General features: G+C 67.8%; 9 protein-coding genes and 1 pseudogene. 1 reads left to right on the forward strand and 9 read right to left on the reverse strand.

All coding sequences use genetic code 11. The annotated features are described in order from the left end of the window. Position 1: 1 nt before the first annotated feature. From ACW179_RS19975 to ACW179_RS19990, 4 genes are all read right to left on the reverse strand, one after another. Positions 2-7,627: a family 16 glycosylhydrolase gene (locus ACW179_RS19975; RefSeq protein WP_492061386.1), complete on the reverse strand. Its 7,626-nt coding sequence runs from the start codon at positions 7,625-7,627 to the stop codon at positions 2-4. 275 nt (positions 7,628-7,902) lie between these two features. Then, the gene (locus tag ACW179_RS19980) at positions 7,903-9,903 is read right to left on the reverse strand and encodes a TonB-dependent receptor (RefSeq protein ID WP_492061388.1); all 2,001 of its coding nucleotides are present in this window, start codon (positions 9,901-9,903) and stop codon (positions 7,903-7,905) included. A gap of 17 nt (positions 9,904-9,920) precedes the next feature. Next, positions 9,921-10,226 carry an EthD family reductase gene (locus ACW179_RS19985; RefSeq protein WP_492061390.1) on the reverse strand — a complete coding sequence of 102 codons (306 nt, stop codon included), beginning with the start codon at positions 10,224-10,226 and terminating at the stop codon, positions 9,921-9,923. Positions 10,227-10,298: 72 nt separating this feature from the next. After that, positions 10,299-13,580 carry an amidohydrolase family protein gene (locus tag ACW179_RS19990; RefSeq protein WP_492061391.1) on the reverse strand — a complete coding sequence of 1,094 codons (3,282 nt, stop codon included), beginning with the start codon at positions 13,578-13,580 and terminating at the stop codon, positions 10,299-10,301. A gap of 289 nt (positions 13,581-13,869) precedes the next feature. Between ACW179_RS19990 and ACW179_RS19995 the strand changes: the two genes are divergently transcribed. Further along, complete coding sequence (locus ACW179_RS19995) at positions 13,870-14,472, forward strand: peptidylprolyl isomerase (RefSeq protein ID WP_492061393.1); 603 nt, start codon at positions 13,870-13,872, stop codon at positions 14,470-14,472. A gap of 170 nt (positions 14,473-14,642) precedes the next feature. Here ACW179_RS19995 and ACW179_RS20000 read toward each other — a convergent pair whose 3' ends face one another. The 5 genes and pseudogenes from ACW179_RS20000 to murD all read right to left on the reverse strand — a co-directional run bounded on the left by ACW179_RS20000 (position 14,643) and on the right by murD (position 17,994). Then, on the reverse strand, positions 14,643-14,969 hold the full coding sequence (locus tag ACW179_RS20000) for a GIY-YIG nuclease family protein (RefSeq protein ID WP_492061395.1): 327 nt from the start codon (positions 14,967-14,969) through the stop codon (positions 14,643-14,645). A 43-nt stretch (positions 14,970-15,012) separates the two neighbouring features. Further along, positions 15,013-15,194, reverse strand: a pseudogene (locus tag ACW179_RS20005) (hypothetical protein); the annotation flags it as partial. 61 nt (positions 15,195-15,255) lie between these two features. Further along, positions 15,256-15,711, reverse strand: a complete 456-nt coding sequence (locus tag ACW179_RS20010; protein WP_492061396.1) for a hypothetical protein — start codon at positions 15,709-15,711, stop codon at positions 15,256-15,258. 57 nt (positions 15,712-15,768) lie between these two features. Next, positions 15,769-16,476 carry a hypothetical protein gene (locus ACW179_RS20015; RefSeq protein WP_492061398.1) on the reverse strand — a complete coding sequence of 236 codons (708 nt, stop codon included), beginning with the start codon at positions 16,474-16,476 and terminating at the stop codon, positions 15,769-15,771. 108 nt (positions 16,477-16,584) lie between these two features. Then, positions 16,585-17,994 (reverse strand): UDP-N-acetylmuramoyl-L-alanine--D-glutamate ligase, encoded by a 1,410-nt coding sequence (murD, locus tag ACW179_RS20020; protein WP_492061400.1) that lies wholly within the window; start codon positions 17,992-17,994, stop codon positions 16,585-16,587. Positions 17,995-17,997: the final 3 nt, after the last annotated feature.

Raw genomic sequence — 17,997 nt, forward strand, 5'->3', positions numbered from 1 at the left:
GTCAGACCAGCAGGATATCCGCCAGGGTCAGGGCCGGGCGGCCGTTCAGCACGGCGATCTGCACCTGATCGCTGGCGTCTCCGCCATTGGCGTCGAGGAAGAGCGCCCCGGTGGCGGTGTCATACCGCAACAGGGCCTCTCCGGACGCCGCTGGGGGGATAAGCGCGGTCGGGCCCGAGATCAGCTCCAGCGTACTGATCAGACCGAAACTGGCGCCGCGCAGCGCGATGTGGTCGACCCCGATCTGGAAGTCGGTGATGCGGTCCACGCCCAGGCCCGGCGCATCGAAATAGAAGGTGTCGGCCCCTGCCCCGCCGGTCAGCACGTCGGCGCCCGCCATGCCGCCCAGGAAATCCGAGCCCGCCGCGCCGGTCAGGGTGTCGGCCCCCGCCCCGCCGAACAGCGACGTGCCGGCCGCATTGGCGAAGCCCTGGAAATTGCCGGTGCCGATGAACAGCAGCTCCTCGACATTATCCTGTGCCTTGGCGCTGTTGAGGGTCGTCAGCAGGCGGTCGCGGCCCTGGCCGGCCAGCTCGACCACCGTGTCGCCGACGTTGTCGGAATAGTAGACATCATCGCCCAGGCCGCCGATCAGCCGGTCGGCGCCGGCCCGGCCATCCAGGATGTCATTGCCCGTTCCGCCCGTGATCACGTTGGTCAGGGCGTTGCCGAAAGCCTGGATTCTGCCCGCACCCGTATAGACAAGGTTCTCGATGTTGGCGGCCAGCGAATAGGCTTCAATCGCGGTCCGGACCGTATCGAAACCCTCGTTGGCGTTCTCGATCACGGCGTCGGCGATGTTGTCGACGACGTAGGTGTCGTTGCCGGCCCCGCCGATCAGGCGGTCAGCGCCCGCGCCGCCGTCCAGCACGTCAACACCCGCGCCGCCGGTGATCACATTGGCCAGGGCGTTGCCCGTGCCCTTGAACGGCCCGGTCCCGGTGAAGGTCAGGACCTCCAGCTCTGCGCCCAGCGTATAGGTGGTGGCCGTGGTCCTGACGGTGTCATGACCCCCGCCGGCCAGTTCGACGATCACGTCGCTGGCGCTGTCGGCCAGGTAGATGTCGTTGCCGGCCCCGCCCACCATCGTGTCGGCCCCGCCGCCGCCGTCCAGCACATTGATGCCGGCATTGCCCACCAGGGTCTGGGCATAGCTGTTGCCTGTCAGGTTGATCGCCGAGGTCCCGGCCACCAGGCTGAGCGACTCGATCGACACCCCCGCCGCCAGCCCGTAGCTGACCGTCGTGATGGCGCTGTCGAAGCCGCTGCCGAAGGTCTCGACAATAACGTCGCGCGCACTGTCCAGACGGTAGACGTCGTCGCCCGCCCCACCGATCAGGGTGTCGGTTCCGCCGCCGCCGTCCAGGGTGTCATGACCCAGCCAGCCGTTCAGCAGGTCAGCCGCTGCCCCCCCGGTCAGGCTATCGTTGTGGGTCGAGCCGAACAGGACCTCGATGGACTTCAGGGTGTCGATCCCGTCGCCGCCGGTATCCTGCGCCGTGGTCAGGGCCAGGCTGACCCGCACCCCGGCCAGGGCGGTGATGTAGCTGACCGTGTCGGTTCCGCCGCCGCCGTCCAGCTGGTCGTCGCCCGTCCCGCCCTGCAGGGAGTCGTCGCCCGCTCCGCCGCTCAGCGTGTCGGCACCGGCGCGGCCCGACAGGCTGTTGGCTCCGCTGTCGCCCGACAGTCGGTCGTCGCCCTCGCCCCCGGCGATGTTCTCGATGGCCGTCTGGTTGAGGCGGCCAAAACCGATGTCCTGCAGGCGTCCATTGGTGTTGAGATCGACCGTCGCGCCCACCTTCAGCAGGCCAAGATCGATGGTGTCGATCCCGCTGCCGCCGTTCAGGGTGGTGTCGGCCTTCTGCGGCGGGCGCAGATCGGGATCGACGCCGAACCAGAAGAAGTCGTCACCGTCGCCGCCCTGGGCCTCATCGGCACCGTCGGAAACGTGCAGGCTGTCGACGCCTGCCCCGCCCAGCAGCAGATCATCGCCCGCCCCGCCCTGCAGGGTGTCGGCGCCATCGCCGCCCGACAGCGTGTCGCGTCCGGCCCCGCCCTTCAGGGTGTCGGCGCCGCCCAGCCCCGTGGCGTCCACGCCCTCGGCCGAGGTCAGGCCCGAGGCGTCCAGCAGGTCGCCGCCGGCCGAGCCGGTGTAGTGGATCGTGTGCGGGGCCAAGCCCGTGCGCGAGAAGTCGCCGACAAAGGTCACCACCGCACCGGTGATCTCGATATCCTCGACCCCCGAAACGATCAGGTCCGGCGCACCGTCGCCGTCCAGGTCGGCCAGCAGCGACAGGCCGTCGTCGCTGACGGTAAAGCCCATCGGGCCGCCGCCCGCCTTCTCGGGCAGGTCAATGACCAGCACATCCTCGCCGACCCCGCCCAGGATCGTCCGCACCGCCGAGTTGGGGTCATAGACCAGGCTGCCGCCCGTCGGCGCGAAGACAAAGGTCGAGCCAGGCGCCGCAACGGCCTGGTCGGAGAACCTCAAGGTCTCGATCCCGGTCAGGGTGTCGGTTCCCTCGGACAGCCAGTCGCGGCGATCGCGCACCACCAGGGCCCCGTCGACCATGGTGATCTCGTAGTCCGCCATCACCGAGGAGAAGAAGGCCGTATCGACGCCCAGACCACCGCGCAGCACATCGTCGCCCGCGCCGCCTGCCAGCGTATCGGCACCTGCGCCGCCGTCCAGCGTGTCGAAGGCGGCATGGCCCAGAACGATGTCGTCGCCATCCGTGCCGGTCAGCGACTCCGCGATGGGCGAGCCCTGCAGGTAAAGGTCGCCGGCAATGGCGCTCAGCGCTGACTCGTGATCGGAAAACTGGATGTATTCGACGCCCGACAGGTGATCGGCGCCCTTCCACAGGCCCGCGCCGGTGACGAAATAGCCGCCATGGCCGTCGGTGAAGACCTCGTAGTCGGCCCGCGCGCCCGAATAGATCACCCGGTCGACACCGTTGCGGCCATAGATCTCGGCGCTGCCCCCGAAGGCATAGCGGAAGCCTGCCCCGCCCAGGATGGTGTCGTTGCCCGCGCCGCCGGTGACCGTACTGGTCACCCGGTTGTCCAGCTGAAGGCCGGTGGTGTTGTCGGCGATGGTCAGGCCGTCGATGGCGTAGGCCCGGACATAATCGATCTGGAACGCCGCATCACCCAGAGCGGCCGCATCGGGCACGTTCAGCCCGCCGCCGAACCCGCCGCCGACCGCCAGATTGAACAGCATGTACATCGGCTGATGCAGGTCTTGCGGCGTGGGGACCCGCAGTACTTCGACGCCGTCGATGTACCAGACCAGATCGGTGTCGCTCCACAGCAGGCCATAGGTGTGGAAGCTGGTTGTCGCGCCCGGCGTATGGACGATCTCGGCCACCGCCCGGCCAGGCAGATAGGCGTCGTGCAGGGTCAGGTAGCTGAACTCGGGATTGACCCCGATGCCTTCGAGGATGTCGATCTCGGGCGGGCTGCTGCCGCTGGAGGGCAACAGCCAGAAGGCAGGCCATGCGCCAGCCGCCCCCGGCAGCATGGCCCGGATCTCGTAATAGCCATAGGTCTGGCTGAACGAAGACTGCGAGGTCAGCAGGCCCGAAGTGTATTCATAGCCATACAGCTTGTCCTTCAACGCCTCGGGCGTGGCACTGGCCCTGATGCTGAGCACCCCGTCGGCCAGCGAGAAGGGATTGAGCCCCAGGGCCTTATCGCCCGACCCGGCATAGGCAGGATCGACATAGATCTGGTCTTCCCCGGTCAGAGCCAGGGTCCGGCTGGGCAAGGGTCCTGCGCCCAGATAGCCATAGGTGGTCTGCCAGACGCCCGAGACGCCATCGGTCAGGCTCAGGCTGTCGAAATTGTCCTCAAAGGCCAGGGTCAGGCCGGCCAGGTCGAAGGGCAGCTTGAAATTGTCGAGGGTGAAGTCGTCGATCGACACGCCCTGGAAGGTGATCTGGTCGGTGTCCGACAGGACCAGCACCACGTCGGTGCCCACCTGGGTCATGCGGGCCCTGACCTGCGCCAGGGTCGTGAACGACACATCGCTCAGCCGCACCTCGTCGCCGCCGTCGCCGGCGGAGAAGTCGGTGATCGTGTCGCGGCCCGATCCGTTGCGGAAAACAAAGGCGTCGTCGCCGCCGGCCCCGGTCAGGGTGTCATCGCCCGCCAGGCCGATCAGCACCTGATCATCGAGCGACCCGGTGATGCGATTGGCCAGGCTGTTGCCGACCCCGCTCAGCCGGACGCCGCGATTGCCCACGCCTGACATCTGCAGGTTCTCGACATGATCGGGCAGGACGAAGGTGGAATCGGTCACGACGGTATCGACGCCGCCATCGGCAGTCTCGACGATGGTCTTGGCTCGGGAGAACACCACATAGGTATCGTCGCCCGCCCCGCCCATCAGGGTCTCGGCGCTCCAGCCCCCGGTGATGACGTTGTTCAGGGCGTTGCCGATCCCGACAAAGGGGGCGTCGCCGGTAAAGGTCAGGTTCTCGACGTTATCGCCCAGTTCATAGCGGGTCAGGTTGGTGCTGATCGTGTCGATCCCGCCGCCCACCGCCTCAATGATCACGTCGCCCAGTTCATCGACGACATAGAGATCATCGCCGTCGCCGCCGATCAGGGTGTCTGGCCCCGCCGCTCCGTCCAGCGTGTCGGCCCCCATGCCGCCATTCAGCTCGTCCGCCTCGGCTGTACCGGTCAGCAGGGCCCCGCTGGCGGCACCGCTGGCCGAGACCAGGCCATCGGCGAAGCTCAGCCACTCGATGGAGACCAGGTGATCGACGCCGTCACCCATGGGCCCGGCCAACGTATCGGTGACCCGGAAGCTCCCGGCGCCGTCGGGCTGAACGACATAGCGGGCCCGCTCGCCGCCATAGACCGCGACATCCTCACCGCCGAGGCCGCTCAGGGTGTCGTCTCCGGCTGAGCCGATCAGGGTGTCGGCGGCCTCTGTTCCGGTGATCTCGGCAGCGACGACCCGGGCGCGCGCCTCAAAGGTCGCATCGGCGAAATGCAGGTCCTCGACGCTGGTCAGGTGATCGACACCCTCGTCGCCCAGACTGTCCTGAACGGTGAAGCCGCCCTGCCCGTCTGGCCGGACGACATAACGGGACGCCGGCCCGGCATAGACCGCCACGTCGCGACCCGCGCCGCCCGTCAGGGTGTCGTCGCCCTGACCGCCGATGAACAGCGCCGGCAGGTCGGCGGCGACCAGATGGTCGGCCCCTGCTGCGCCGATCAGGGCTGCGCCTGTCGTCGCGGCGGCTGCATCGACAACGCCGTCGGCGAATACCAGCCGCTCGATGCTGGTCAGACGATCGACGCCCGCATTGCCCAGGGCCGCGCTGTCGCGGACATACAGTGTATCGCCAGCCGCATAGACGCCGTAGCGCGATCGATCACCTTCATAGACCGCCGTGTCGACGCCCTCGGCGCCCACCAGGGTATCGGCGCCGCCACCGCCCAGAAAGCGCTGCCCGCCAGGCTCGCCGACCAGAGAGTCCGCGCCGGCGCCGCCGACCCAGAATACGCCCTGGACAAAGTCCGAGACCACCCCCGTGAAATCGTCAAACCGCAGGGTCTCGATGCCGGCCAGATGGTCACGCCCGCCGTCGCCCTTCTGGTCCTCGACATGGAAGCCCCCGGCGCCGTCGGCATAGACGGCATAGCGTCCGGCCGGGCCGTCAAAGGCGGCGGCGTCCCGCCCCGTCCCGCCCGTCAGGGACTGGTCGCCTGACCCGCCCATCAGCAGGACGCCTGTGGCGGTCTCGCTCGCGCCGTAGGACCCGTCGCTGAACACCAGCCGCTCGACGTCGATCACATGATCACGGACACCCGACCGCCCGCCGTCCAGCGTCTCGATGACATGGAAGCCGCCAGAGCCGTCGCCATAGACGTCGAACTGGTCGCGCTCGCCGGCGAAGATGGCGGCGTCGTCGCCCAGTCCGCCATAGATCACATCGCCGCCGCCAAACCCGATCAGCACGTCGTCGCCCGCGCCGCCGATCAGGGTATTGGCGGCATTGGTGCCGCTCAGCGTGGCGCCGATGGCCAGGTCAGCGGTGGCGAACACGCCGTCGGCGAAGCTGACACGCTCGACGCTGGTCAGCCGGTCGCGCCCTTCGGCGTGGCCTGAATTGCGGTCCTGCACATAGAAGCCGCCTGCCCCGTCGGGGGTGATCACATAGCGGCCATGGCCCCCGGCATAGGCGGCCAGGTCGTCGCCCGCGCCGCCGTCCAGGGTGTCGTCGCCCCGGCCGCCGGTCAGGGTATCGGCGCCGTCGCGGCCCGACAGGCGATCCCGGCCCACCCCGCCCATGATCGTGTTGGCCGAGGCGTTGCCGATCCCCTCGAAGCCAGCCGCGCCCGTATAGACCAGCCCCTCGACATTGGCCCACAGTTCGACCCGCGCCTGGCTGGTCTGGACATTGTCCACCCCCTCGCCTGCGGCCTCGATCACCAGGTCGCCGGCGTCATCGAGCAGATAGAGATCATCGCCCGCGCCGCCGGCCAGGGTGTCGCCCCCCAGGCCGCCGTCCAGCGTATCGGCGCCGTCCAGGCCCATCAGCCGGTCGCCCAGCGCTCCGCCGGTGATCCGGTTGGCCAGGGCGTTGCCACTGCCCTCGAAGGCGGCGGAACCGACATAGGCCAGGGTTTCAACCTCGGCGGCCAGGACGTAGAGCCCCAGCGTGGTGCGCACCGTATCAGCGCCCTCGCCGGCCAGTTCGATGACCCGGTCGCCGGCATTGTCGACCTTGAAGACATCATCGCCCAGTCCGCCGACCAGCGAGTCGACCCCGCCGCCGCCGTCCAGCGTGTCAGAGCCCGCCGCACCGATCAGGGTGTCGGCGCCCGAGCCGCCGATGATCGCCGAACCCGTGGCCGCCGCATAGCCGGTGAAGTTCCCGACGCCGCCATAGACCAGGCCTTCCACATTGGCCCGCGCCTTGTCGCTGGACAGCCGGCTGACCAGGATGTCGTAGCCCTCGCCGGCGTTCTCGACGATCGTGTCGCCCGCGCTGTCGGCGATATAGACGTCATCGCCTAGACCACCGATCAGCCGGTCGCCCCCCGCGCCGCCGTCCAGAACGTCAGCGCCCGCGCCACCGGTAATGACATTGACCAGGCTGTTGCCTTGGGCCGTGAAACCCCCAGCGCCGATGAAGGTGAGATTCTCCACTTCGTCGGTCAGGCTATAGGCTGACAGGGTGGTGCGCACCGCATCGAACCCTCCGCCCGCGACCTCGATCACCTGGGTGGCGGCGTTGCGCACCACATAGGTGTCGTTGCCGCCCATGCCCATGAGGGTGTCAGCACCGCCGCCATCGTCCAGGGTATTGATCCCGGCATTGCCTTCCAGCACCTGCGACAGGGCGTTGCCGGTCAGGTTCAGGCTGGCGGTCCCGAGGGCCACGATCCGCTCGATCCACGACCCCGCCGTCGCCACCCAGGACCGGGCCGTCTGGACGATGTCGAACCCGCCGCCTTCCAGTTCGATGACCTGGTCGCCGGCATTGTCGATCACATACAGGTCATCGCCCAGGCCGCCGACCAGGGTGTCGGCGCCTTGACCACCGTCGAGGGTGTCAGCCTCGTCGGATCCCGCGAGAACCTCCGCGGTGTTGGTCCCGGACACCTGCACTCTGTCGCGCCCCCCGGCGAGTTGTGAACGGCGATAAGGCTAAGGCCCTACGGCAAGCGATAGTCAGTTTCGTGAACCGGAAGGACCTTGCTCAAGGTTTGCCTGTTCCCGAGGCGCGTTTCGAGGCCTGCCGCCTGCAGAGGCAAGACCGTCATCTCCAGAATGGGTATTGCAGCGCTTTTAGTGCGTCTGGCCGCAACTGTGATGCTGTTTCAACCCCGGAGCGAAGGGGCGCGAATCCTGGCGCATCGCCGGTCGACATCGGGGCTCTATCGGGCGTAGGCGAACCCGATGCGAAGGGTGCGCGGCGCGTCAAAGCTGACGACGCCATCGCCGGTGCGGCCAGTGGCGACATCGGCGTCCAGGGCGTTGCGCAGCGAGATCCGCACGGCCAGGGCGTCGGTCACGGCATAGCGGGCCTGAACGTCCAGGGTGGTGGCACTGTTGAGCACCCGGCTGTTGAGATCATCGTCAAAGCGCGCGCTTTCATGGCGAAGATCAGCGGCCAGGAACAGGCGCGGGCTCACCCGCCAGTCGGCGCTGGCCGTCGCCGTCAGGCGCGGGGCCTGGGCCGGACGCTTGCCGGTCAGTTGAGGGGCGGCATCCTCGCCGTCCACCCTGGCGCGGGTGGCCGACAGGGCTGCACGCAGGGTCAGGCTCTGGCCGACCCTCTGCTGCGCATCCAGTTCCAGCCCGATTGCGTCGATGGCGCCGACATTCTGGCGGCGGCGTAGCACCCCGCCGGCCGGTACGAAGCCCGCAATCGGGAAGACCCCCGGTCCAGCGCCGAGCGTCACATTGGCCACGGGATCTTCCAGGCGATTGGCGAACAGCGTCGCCCCCAGACGCGTGTCGCCCTGATCAAGACCAAGGCCGGCCTCGATCCCCTGCAGGCGCTCGGGCTTGAGGCGCGCATTGGCCTCGGTGATGTCATTGCCCACCCGGAAGGGGCGATGCAGCTCGTTGAGGGTCGGCGGCCGGAAGCCCGCATAGCCAGCGGCGCGGCCAAACCAGCCCTGGCCCAGTTCGCGACGCAGACCCACGCGGGCCGTGGGGATCACCAGGCTCTGCCCCTCGGGGCGACTGTCCAGCGTGGTCGCCCCGGTCTGGGCGTCGCGTTCCAGCCGCCGGGCGTCCGAGGCGGTCCACAGGTCAGCCCGCAGGCCGCCGGTCAGCAGCCAGTCGCCATCGCTCCAGCTGCCATCGGCATAGAGGCCGCTGGTCAGGGTCTGACCACCCGCCTCGCGCACACGGGTGAACTGGCCGGCCAGGTAGCGAAAGCGCTCGCGGGACTCGCCGCTGGCGCTGCGCACATCGGCCCCGACCTCGCCCTCGAACGGCCCGCGTCGGGCGCGCAGGGCGGCGTTGAAGCCCAGACCCGTCGCGGGGGTCTCGAACTGGTCGTTGGCGGGCGTGGTTCCGGTCCGTCCGGCGGCTGTCGCCACCGAGCGGTTCACAAGGTCGCTGGTCGAGACCCAGCCTTGCAGCCGCCAGCCATAGGCGTCGGCGGAGGGTGCGCGGGCGAAGGTCAGGCTGGCCTGGACGCCGCGCGCGCGCGAGTCGGCGCCGAACAGGCCCGCCTGGCGGTTCTCGTCATAGGTGGAAAGCCGCGCGGCGACGGCGGCCCCGCCCACCGCGCCGTCATATTTCAGGGCTGCCGACCAGGCGTCCAGCGCCAGGGGGCCGTCGGCCGCGCCGCGACGGGCTCTGACGGGGATCCAGCCATCGCCGTGCTCTGCCGTGGCGGTCAGCAGCAGGCCGCCCCCGCCCAAGGCAACGGCGCCGCGACGATAGCCCTGGCCACCCGCGTCGGCTTCGACCCGGGCCACACTGTCCGTGGCGTCCACACCGGTCAGACCAACCACCCCGGTCAGGGCGCCCGCGCCATAGGCCTGGGCCCCGGCACCGCGCACGATATCGACCGCCGAGACCCCCTCCGAAGGCAGGGCCGTCCAGATCACCCAGCCGCCGAACGGGTCGTTCTGCGGTACGCCGTCCAGCGTCACCAGGGCCCGCCCCGCCCCCGACGGCGCGATGGAGCGCAGCGACAGGCCCTGGGTCGTCGGGTTGGCGCCCTGGCTGGAGGTGCGCCGAAACAGCGACACCCCCGGCGCCTGGGACAGTACCTCGTCCAGACGCGGACTGCGGGCCAGGTCGGCGCCGTCCAGGCGCAGGATCGAGAACGCCCGATCCCCCGCCGACGGCGGCAGGCGGGCACCGGTGATCACCAGTTCCTGAACGGGCGTGGCGGCGGGCGGAGCGTCGATCATTCAGGCCGGCTTCAGGATCAGCCGACCGGGCGCGAGATCTGGATCACGGGCTGGATGTCGGTGAACTTCGCCACATCGGCCGCCACCTCACCCATGCGCGGCGAGCCCATGGCCGCTGCCATGGCCCCGGCATCGGAAAACACGATATCGGCAATCAGCACAAACGGCGGCGGACCGCCGGCCGGATCACCCACGCCCTGGCGGATCACCACCTCGACCGGCGACAGAACCTCTTTCACCAGCGGCGTATGGTGCGCCAGATAGTAGTCCAGATCAAAGCGCGCGCCCGGGGCGGCGGGGTAGACCACAGTCAGGATCGACATCGGCGTTTCCTCATTGCAGCAAGAACCGTCAGGCTAAAGCGACTGCGCACGGTGGCCCAGCCTGCCGCGTCGTCAATCACGATCATGGCTGTGCGCGTCGGTGACCGTCAGGTCGACGCTGAGCGCCTCGCCGTCGCTGCTCTGGAACCAGAACGGCGGACGCTGCGGCTTGCCGGCCTCGTTCATCTTGGCATCGAACACCCGGCCGTTGGCGATGGTGTAGGCGATGGACGCGGTGTCGCGGATATTGGCCAGGGGGTTGGCGTCCAGCACCACCAGATCGGCCAGCTTGCCGGCCTCCAGCGAGCCGATGTCCTTGTCCATGCCCAGGGCCCTGGCACCGTTCAGGGTGCCGGCCCGCAGGGCTTCCAACGGCGTCATGCCGCCCTGGGCGAACATCCACATTTCCCAGTGTGCGCCCAGCCCCTCGCGCTGGCCGTGGGCCCCGATCTGGACCGAAACGCCCAGCCGGCTCAGCGCCGTAGCCTCGCGGGCGACCGAGATATGGTTCAACTCGTTGTCCGGCGTCAGGACCGGACGGCGCGCCCGGGCGTCCAGCAGTCGGCGCGGCACATATTGCTGAAGCCGCGCGTCGTCCCACACCTTGGTCGCCTGATACCAGTAGTTGTCGCCGGCATTGCCCCCGAAGGCCACGACCAGTGTGGGGGTGTAGGCGACCTTGGTCTGCGGCCACAGCTGGCGCACGTCGTCATACAGGCGCGCCAGAGGGATCGAGTGCTCCACCGTGGTGTGACCATCGACGATCATGGTCATGTCATGCTGGTACAGCGAACCACCCTCAGGCACCACCATCAGGCCTAGCTGGTTGGCGGCCTCGATGATCTGCTGGCGCTGGTCGCGGCGGGGCTGGTTGTAGCTCTTCACGCTCCAGGCCCCGACGGCCTTCATGCGCCGCAGGGTCGAGAGGGCATCGTCCAGGCTCTCGATCTTGGCGGTGAACGGCGTGGCCGCGCCGTAAAGGATCGTGCCGGTCGAGAAGATCCGCGGCCCCACCACCTTGCCGGCCCGCTGCAGTTCGGAATGGGCGAAGATCTCGCTGCTGTCATTCGAGGGATCGTGGATCGTGGTCACCCCGAAGCCGAGGGCCGCATAGTTCACCCAGCTGCGCTGCGGGATGATCTCGTCCGAGCCCATGGAACCGTGCCAGTGGGCATCGACCAGACCCGGCATGATGGTCTTGCCGGTCAGGTCCATCACTTTGGCGTCGGCCGGAACGCTCACCGCCCCCTTGGCCCCGACGGCGACGATGCGGTTGCCGTCCAGCACCACGACGCCGTCCTCGATGACCTCGTCGCCCTTCATGGTGATCAGGCGCGCCCCGGTCAGGGCGATCTTGCCGGTCGGCTTGAAGGCCGGCTGGCTGAAGCCCAGATTGATCCCCGCCTCGGCCGGCTTGGGCAGCTCGGCCGGTGCCCCCTCGACGAAGCTGAAGCTCTGCTTCAGGTCGCGGCTGAACAGCTCCGGGCCCAGCGCCCAGCTCAGGGTCTTGCTGTCGCCCGACCAGTGGATCCAGTCGCCGGCATCGCGCGTGACCTTGGTCTGCGGCAGGGCCTTGCCGTCGACGCTGACCGACACCGCTCGTCCGGTCTGCGTGAACGGCGCCACATAGGCGTTGAAGCGCTCGGTCCAGGCCACCCAGGCCTCGTCGGGCGAGACGGCGAACTCCGAGGCATATTCCGAGGTCAGGTGGGTGCGCGGCTCGTGACCGTTCAGGTCCACCGATTTCAGCGCCGCCAGCTTGTCCTGGCGGCCGACAAAATAGATCCGGTCATTGGCGGCCCCGAACTGCGGCGCTGAACCATTGTCGAGGATCAGACTGGCCTCGCCCCCGGCGGCGGGCACGCGATAGAGGCCAGGATTGCGGGTCCACAGGGCACTGAGCAGCGCGCCATCGGTCGAGGTGCGATAGACGATGGTCTTGCCGTCCGGCGAGAACACCGGCTCGACGAAGCGGCCAGGATTGGCATTGACCTTGCGGCCCTCGCCGCCGGTCGCCGCAACAACCCGGATGCTGCCCAGGCTGTCATCGTTCCAGGTGGTGTAGACGATGGATTTGCCGTCGCGCGACCAAGACGGATAGAGCTCGAAATGGTCAGTCTGCTTGGTCAGCCGGCGCGGCGTACCGGCCGGCAGGTCGCGGATCCACAGATTGCCCAGGGCCTCGAACACCACCTTGCTGCCATCGGGCGAGGTCTTGGCCCAGCGGATCATCTTCACATCGACGGTCTCGGGCGCGACCTTGACCGGGAAGCGGACGGCCTCGCGGGCCATGCGGGTATCGGCCACATGGAACGGGATCTCGGCCACGGCCTTGCTGGCCACGTCGATGCGCTTGATCTTGCCGCCGGCCCAGAACACGATGGCCTTGCCGTCCGGCGTCCAGCTCATGGCCGGATAGACGCCGTGGATGGCCCAGGTCTCCTGCATGTCGCGGTCCAGCGCGTCATGGATCGGCGTCTCGCGGCCCGAGGCGATGTCCATCACATACAGCACCGACTGGTAGCGAACCCGGCGGATGAAGGCCAAGGACTTGCCGTCCGGCGAAGGCGTCGGCCGGATCGCACCGCCGGGCCCGCCGAGGAACTTGCTGATCTCGCCCGTCTCGCGGTCCAGCCGCTGGATGGCATAGATCTCGGTATTGGGGTCCTTGCTGTATTCAAAGACCCCGCCGGGCGTGACGTCGTCGCTGAAATAGAGGTAGCGACCGTCGGGCGAGAAGGCCGGCTCGCCGCTATCTTTCTGCTGGGTGCGGCGCTCGGTCAGTTGCACGCCATTGCCGCCGCTGCGGTGGAACAGCCACATCTCGCCCGCCCCCAGCGAGCGGCCCGAGGTGAAGTGCTTGCGCCCGACGATGTACTGGCCGTCCGGCGTCCAGGCCGGCTGGCTGAGCAGGCGGAAGCTCTCGCTGGATACGGCCTTGGGGTTACTGCCGTCGCGGTCCATCACCCAGATATTGTCGCCGCCGCCCCGGTCGGAGGTGAAGGCGATCTGTTTGCCGTCCGGCGACCAGGTGGGCTGCATGTCCCACGAGATGCCGCTGGCGATGTTCTTGGCCTCGCCGCCGCTGATGGGCATCACATAGATGTCGCCCATCAGGTCGAAGACGACGTCCTTGCCGTCAGGGCTGACGTCCAGCGCCATCCACGAGCCTTCGCGGACATCGAGCTTCAGGGTGCGGTCATAGCCGGCGGCGGCGCGCACATCCCATTTGGGCTTGTCGGCCTTTTGGTCTTTGGGGGCATCCTTGGCGGGCGCTGGAGCGACCGGGGTCTGGGCCAGGGCGGCACCGGAAAACAGCAGAACGGCCGCCGAGGCCAGCAGGATGCGCTTCATGTCGTGTGATTCCCCAAGCATTCGGGCCGGAGCTTAGCGGATCGCGCGCGCGGCGCGATGGGGATGAACGCTGCCCCGTCGACGCCCCGCGCCCGGCTGGGCTAGCATCGCCTGCGCTTTGGATTGACTCGCAGCGCTGCCCCCCTCCGGCCCTCCGGGCCACCTCCCCCAAAAGGGGAGGATCACGCCGAGCCGATGCTCCCCCTCTGGGGGAGCTGTCGCGGAGCGACTGAGGGGGCAGCGCCGGCGGTCAACGAATAGCCGCAAGCCAACCGCAGGAGCCCCGCCCATGACCGCCCACTGGATCGCCCGTCGCAGCCTTCTGGGCGCCGCAGGTCTGCTGGCCGCCGGCGCCCTGCCCGCCCGCGCGGCAGGAGCCAAGCCCCGTGTGGCCATCGAGACGGCGCTGGGCGTCATCGTGGTCGAGCTGGAAGACCAGAAGGCCCCGATCACCAGCGCCAACTTCCTGCGCTATGTTGACCGGAAAAAGTTCGACGGCGGCACCTTCTATCGCGCCGTGCGCACCAAGGGCGTCAAGGGCGGCGGCTCGATCCAGGCCGGCCCCTCGCCCCGGGGCCGCCGCTTTGCGCCGATCGCCCACGAAAGCACGAAGATGACCGGCCTGCGCCACAAGGCCGGCACGATCTCGATGACCCGCAACGAACCCGGCAGCGCCACCAGCGACTTCTTCATCTGCGCCGACCCGTCTGCCTATCTCGACGCCAAGGGCACCAACCCCGGCTTCGCGGCCTTCGGCAGCGTGGTCAAGGGCATGGACGTGGTCCGCAAGATCCTAGCCTCGAAGACCGACGGCGTGGCGATCACGCCCAGCATGAAGGGCCAGATGATCAATCCGCCGGTGCTGATCACAGGGATGCGGCGGGTGGCTTAAGCTCCTAGCCCCAAATCCTACCGTCATTCCCGCCCTTGTGGCGGGAACCCCTGTTTCAGCCGAACCGTGAAGCGCCAGCGAAGTGCGCGCGCACTTCGCCCCTCCCGCACCTGCGGCGGCACGAGGGGTTCCCGCCACAAGGGCGGGAATGACGGGAGTGGTTTGTGGCTTCAAACCTGACGCTGAACAGGGGTCCATTCGAAGACGCCGGAATAGAGATCATCCCAGCGTGGATTGTCGCGCTCGATCAGGTTGATCTTCCACTGACGCGGCCAGCGCTTGATCGAGGTTTCACGCTGGATAGCTTCGGTCATCAGATCGTGGATCTCGAACCAGACCAAACGCTTAAGGCCGTAGGTTCTGGTGAACCCGGGCAGCTGTCCTTCGCGGTGCTGCACGATCCTGGAAAAGAACTGCCCCGTGACGCCGGTGTAGAGCGTGCCCCGGTATTGGTCGGTCATCATGTAGACGGCGATCCAGGCGTCGCGCTGAACCATGGCGCTGCTCCATTTCAACACGAAGAACAATACCAGAACAGAAACCTCCCGTCATTCCCGCCCTTGTGGCGGGAACCCCTGTTTCAGCCGAACTGTGAAGCGCCAGCGAAGTGCGCGCGCACTTCGCCCCTCCCGCACCTGCGGTGGACAGAGGGGTTCCCGCCACAAGGGCGGGAATGACGGGAGTGGTTTGGGTTGCCATGCGGCCAGACCCGACAGGCCTATCGACCCCTCATCCGCCGGCTTCGCCGCCACCTTCTCCCGCAAGGGGAGAAGGATCAACGCGCTATTCTTCAGAGCTATTCATTCTACAGAACACGACGACGTCACCGGAAGTCTTGATTTCGACGGCTCGTCCGAACTGACAACCACTGTCATTGGCCAGGGCAAGTGTCGGGGAGGCCTCAATGATCGCAGTCACGCGATCATGAAGTGCTCGTTCTTCATCATTGCAGCGAGCGACATCTACGGCCTTCATGACTGAGGGCTCGGCGCCGGTGCCTAGGGTGCCAACCAGATTTCCGCATCCTTCGAGCTGAAACATGGCCTCGCCTAAGTGGAGCGTTGGCCCACGGCCTGTTTTGCCGTTCAGCGCATGAAACGTCCAAAGACCATCAGTCGCCCGCACAGGCGCAGCCGGCTCATTCCTGGCTTCCCCACAGGAGGCGAGGGCGACAAGCGTCAAGGCAGCAGCCGCTGAGGTCAGGACAGAATGGCCAGTTTTTCGGAACTTCGCGCTCATGCCCCAACTTAGGTCCAAGCTCGTATCGAGTGCGACCGCAGAACCAATGATCAAGAGCTATGGCTTTGTAGCAGCGGCATCCAGAGATTGATTGTAAGCCTTAACGGCGGCGCGCACCTCGCGGCGGACTTGGCTAGGTCGCTCCACCAAAGCGAAGGCAGCAGCCCAAATCCGGGGCCCAGTTCCGGGCTCTACCACAGGATCGAGCGGGTCTTCATAGCCTGCAGGCTCGAGTAACAGGACGTAGTCGCGGCGCGGATCCAGGGACACGATAGCAGGCGAAAAATAGGCCTGATCGCCGCTGGAGTCGGTTAGGAAGGCCTGCTGGCAAGCGGATGGCACCGGCTGCCCCTCAAGGCCGGTGTTCAATAGGATTCTCACCCCTGCGCGAGGCGATACCTCGACCTCGGTGGCCGGAGCGCCGATGAGCGTCTCAACAACCTTGAACCTCAGCGCGCCGCTAGGCACAGCGGGATTGTCGTCCTGCCGGCAAGTGGCCGGGTTGACGTCCTGGGCCATGCGCTCGCGGCACCAGGCCAGTGCAGGCGGGCCGGGCTGAACCGTCGGCGCGCGCACCACACCCATCCAGGTCGCATCCTCGATCCCCTCGCCCAAGCGAATGAAGTTCAGCTGGGTTTCCTGGCTCGTGCTGGACAGCTCTCCGCAATAGAACCGGTCGACGACCACTGGAGCGGCTTGAGCCAACACCGGGACAAGCAGCAAGGTTGAAGCAAGCGCCAGAGCAGGGAATTTGAGCATGGTCAAAAGCTAGGCGTCATCGGCGACGCTTGGCAACCCTAGATTTTACAAGATTGGGCGACACACTCAGCGGACCAGGGCACGCCGCAGGGATCTCCTGCCGCAGATACCCCCCTACCCCGCCTTCGCCCCAATCCGGCTCAGCCCCTCGACCGCCGCGCGGAACGCCTCTCCGCGCGCTTCAAAGTCCGTGAACTGGTCAAACGACGCACAGGCCGGTGACAGCAGCACGATCGCGTCCTCACCGGAATCCAAAGCGTCGGAATAGGCTGCCGCCGTGGCGATCTCCAGGGAGGCGCAGTGGCGGACCGGGGCCTTGCCGTCGAGGGTCTGGCCGAAGTCCAGCGAGGCTTCGCCGATCAGGTAGGCCTTGGCGATGCGCGGGAAGAGGTCGGCCAGGTCCTTGATGCCGCCGGCCTTGGCCACGCCGCCGGCGATCCAGTAGAACTTGGGATAGCTGCTCATCGCCTGGCGGGCGGCGTCGGCATTGGTGGCCTTGCTGTCATTGACGAAGCGGACCTTGCCGATCTTGCCGACGGTTTCCATGCGGTGGGCCAGGCCGGGGAAGCTCATCAGGCCGTCCACCGCGTCTTGCGCGGGGATGCCGATGGCCTTGACGGCGGCGAAGGCGGCGGCGGCGTTTTGCCAGTTGTGGCGGCCCGGCAGGCTGCGGGCGTGCAGCAGATCGCCCATCTCGGTCACCCGGTCGCCGGTGGCGTCATAGAGCACGCCCTGCAGGGCATAGACGCCCCGGCCCATGGCCTTGCCGGCGCTGATCGGCCAGATGGTGCGGCGGTTGGCGGCGGTGATCTCGGTGCAGATCTGCTGGCACCAGGGATCGTCCACCCCGATGATGGCGGTGTCGCCCTTGCCCTGGTTGAGGAAGATGCGGCGCTTGGCGGCGATATAGCCTTCCATGCCGCCGTGCCGGTCCAGGTGGTCGGGCGAGATGTTGAGCAGCACCGTGGCGTCGGCCTTGAGGCTGCTGGTCAGGTCCAGCTGGTAGGACGACAGTTCCAGCACATAGACCGCGCCGCCGTGCATGTCGTCCAGGCCCAGCACGCCCGCGCCGATATTGCCGCCGACGCGGGTGTCGCGGCCGGCGCTGGCGCACAGGTGGCCGATCAGGGCCGTGGTCGTGGACTTGCCGTTGGTGCCGGTGATGGCGATGATCTTGGGCCGCTTGTGGGCCGGGGCCGCATTGACCGTACGGGCGAACAGCTCGATGTCGCCCAGGATCTCGACGCCGGCGTCCTTGGCCATCTTCACCGTCCAGTGCGGCTGGGGATGGGTCAGGGGCACGCCGGGCGACAGCATCAGGGCGGCGAACTGGCTCCAGTCAGCGCCGCGCAGGTCGACCAGCTTGAAGCCCTCGGCCTCGGCGGCCTTGCGGCTGGCCGGCTTTTCATCCCACAGGGCCACATGGGCGCCGCCCGCGACGAGGGCGCGCGCCGCCGTCAGGCCGGTGCGGCCCAGGCCGAACACCGCGACGGTCTTGCCCTCGAAACCACGGACGGGGATCATGAT

Source organism: Caulobacter sp. AVps18, assembly GCF_058681425.1.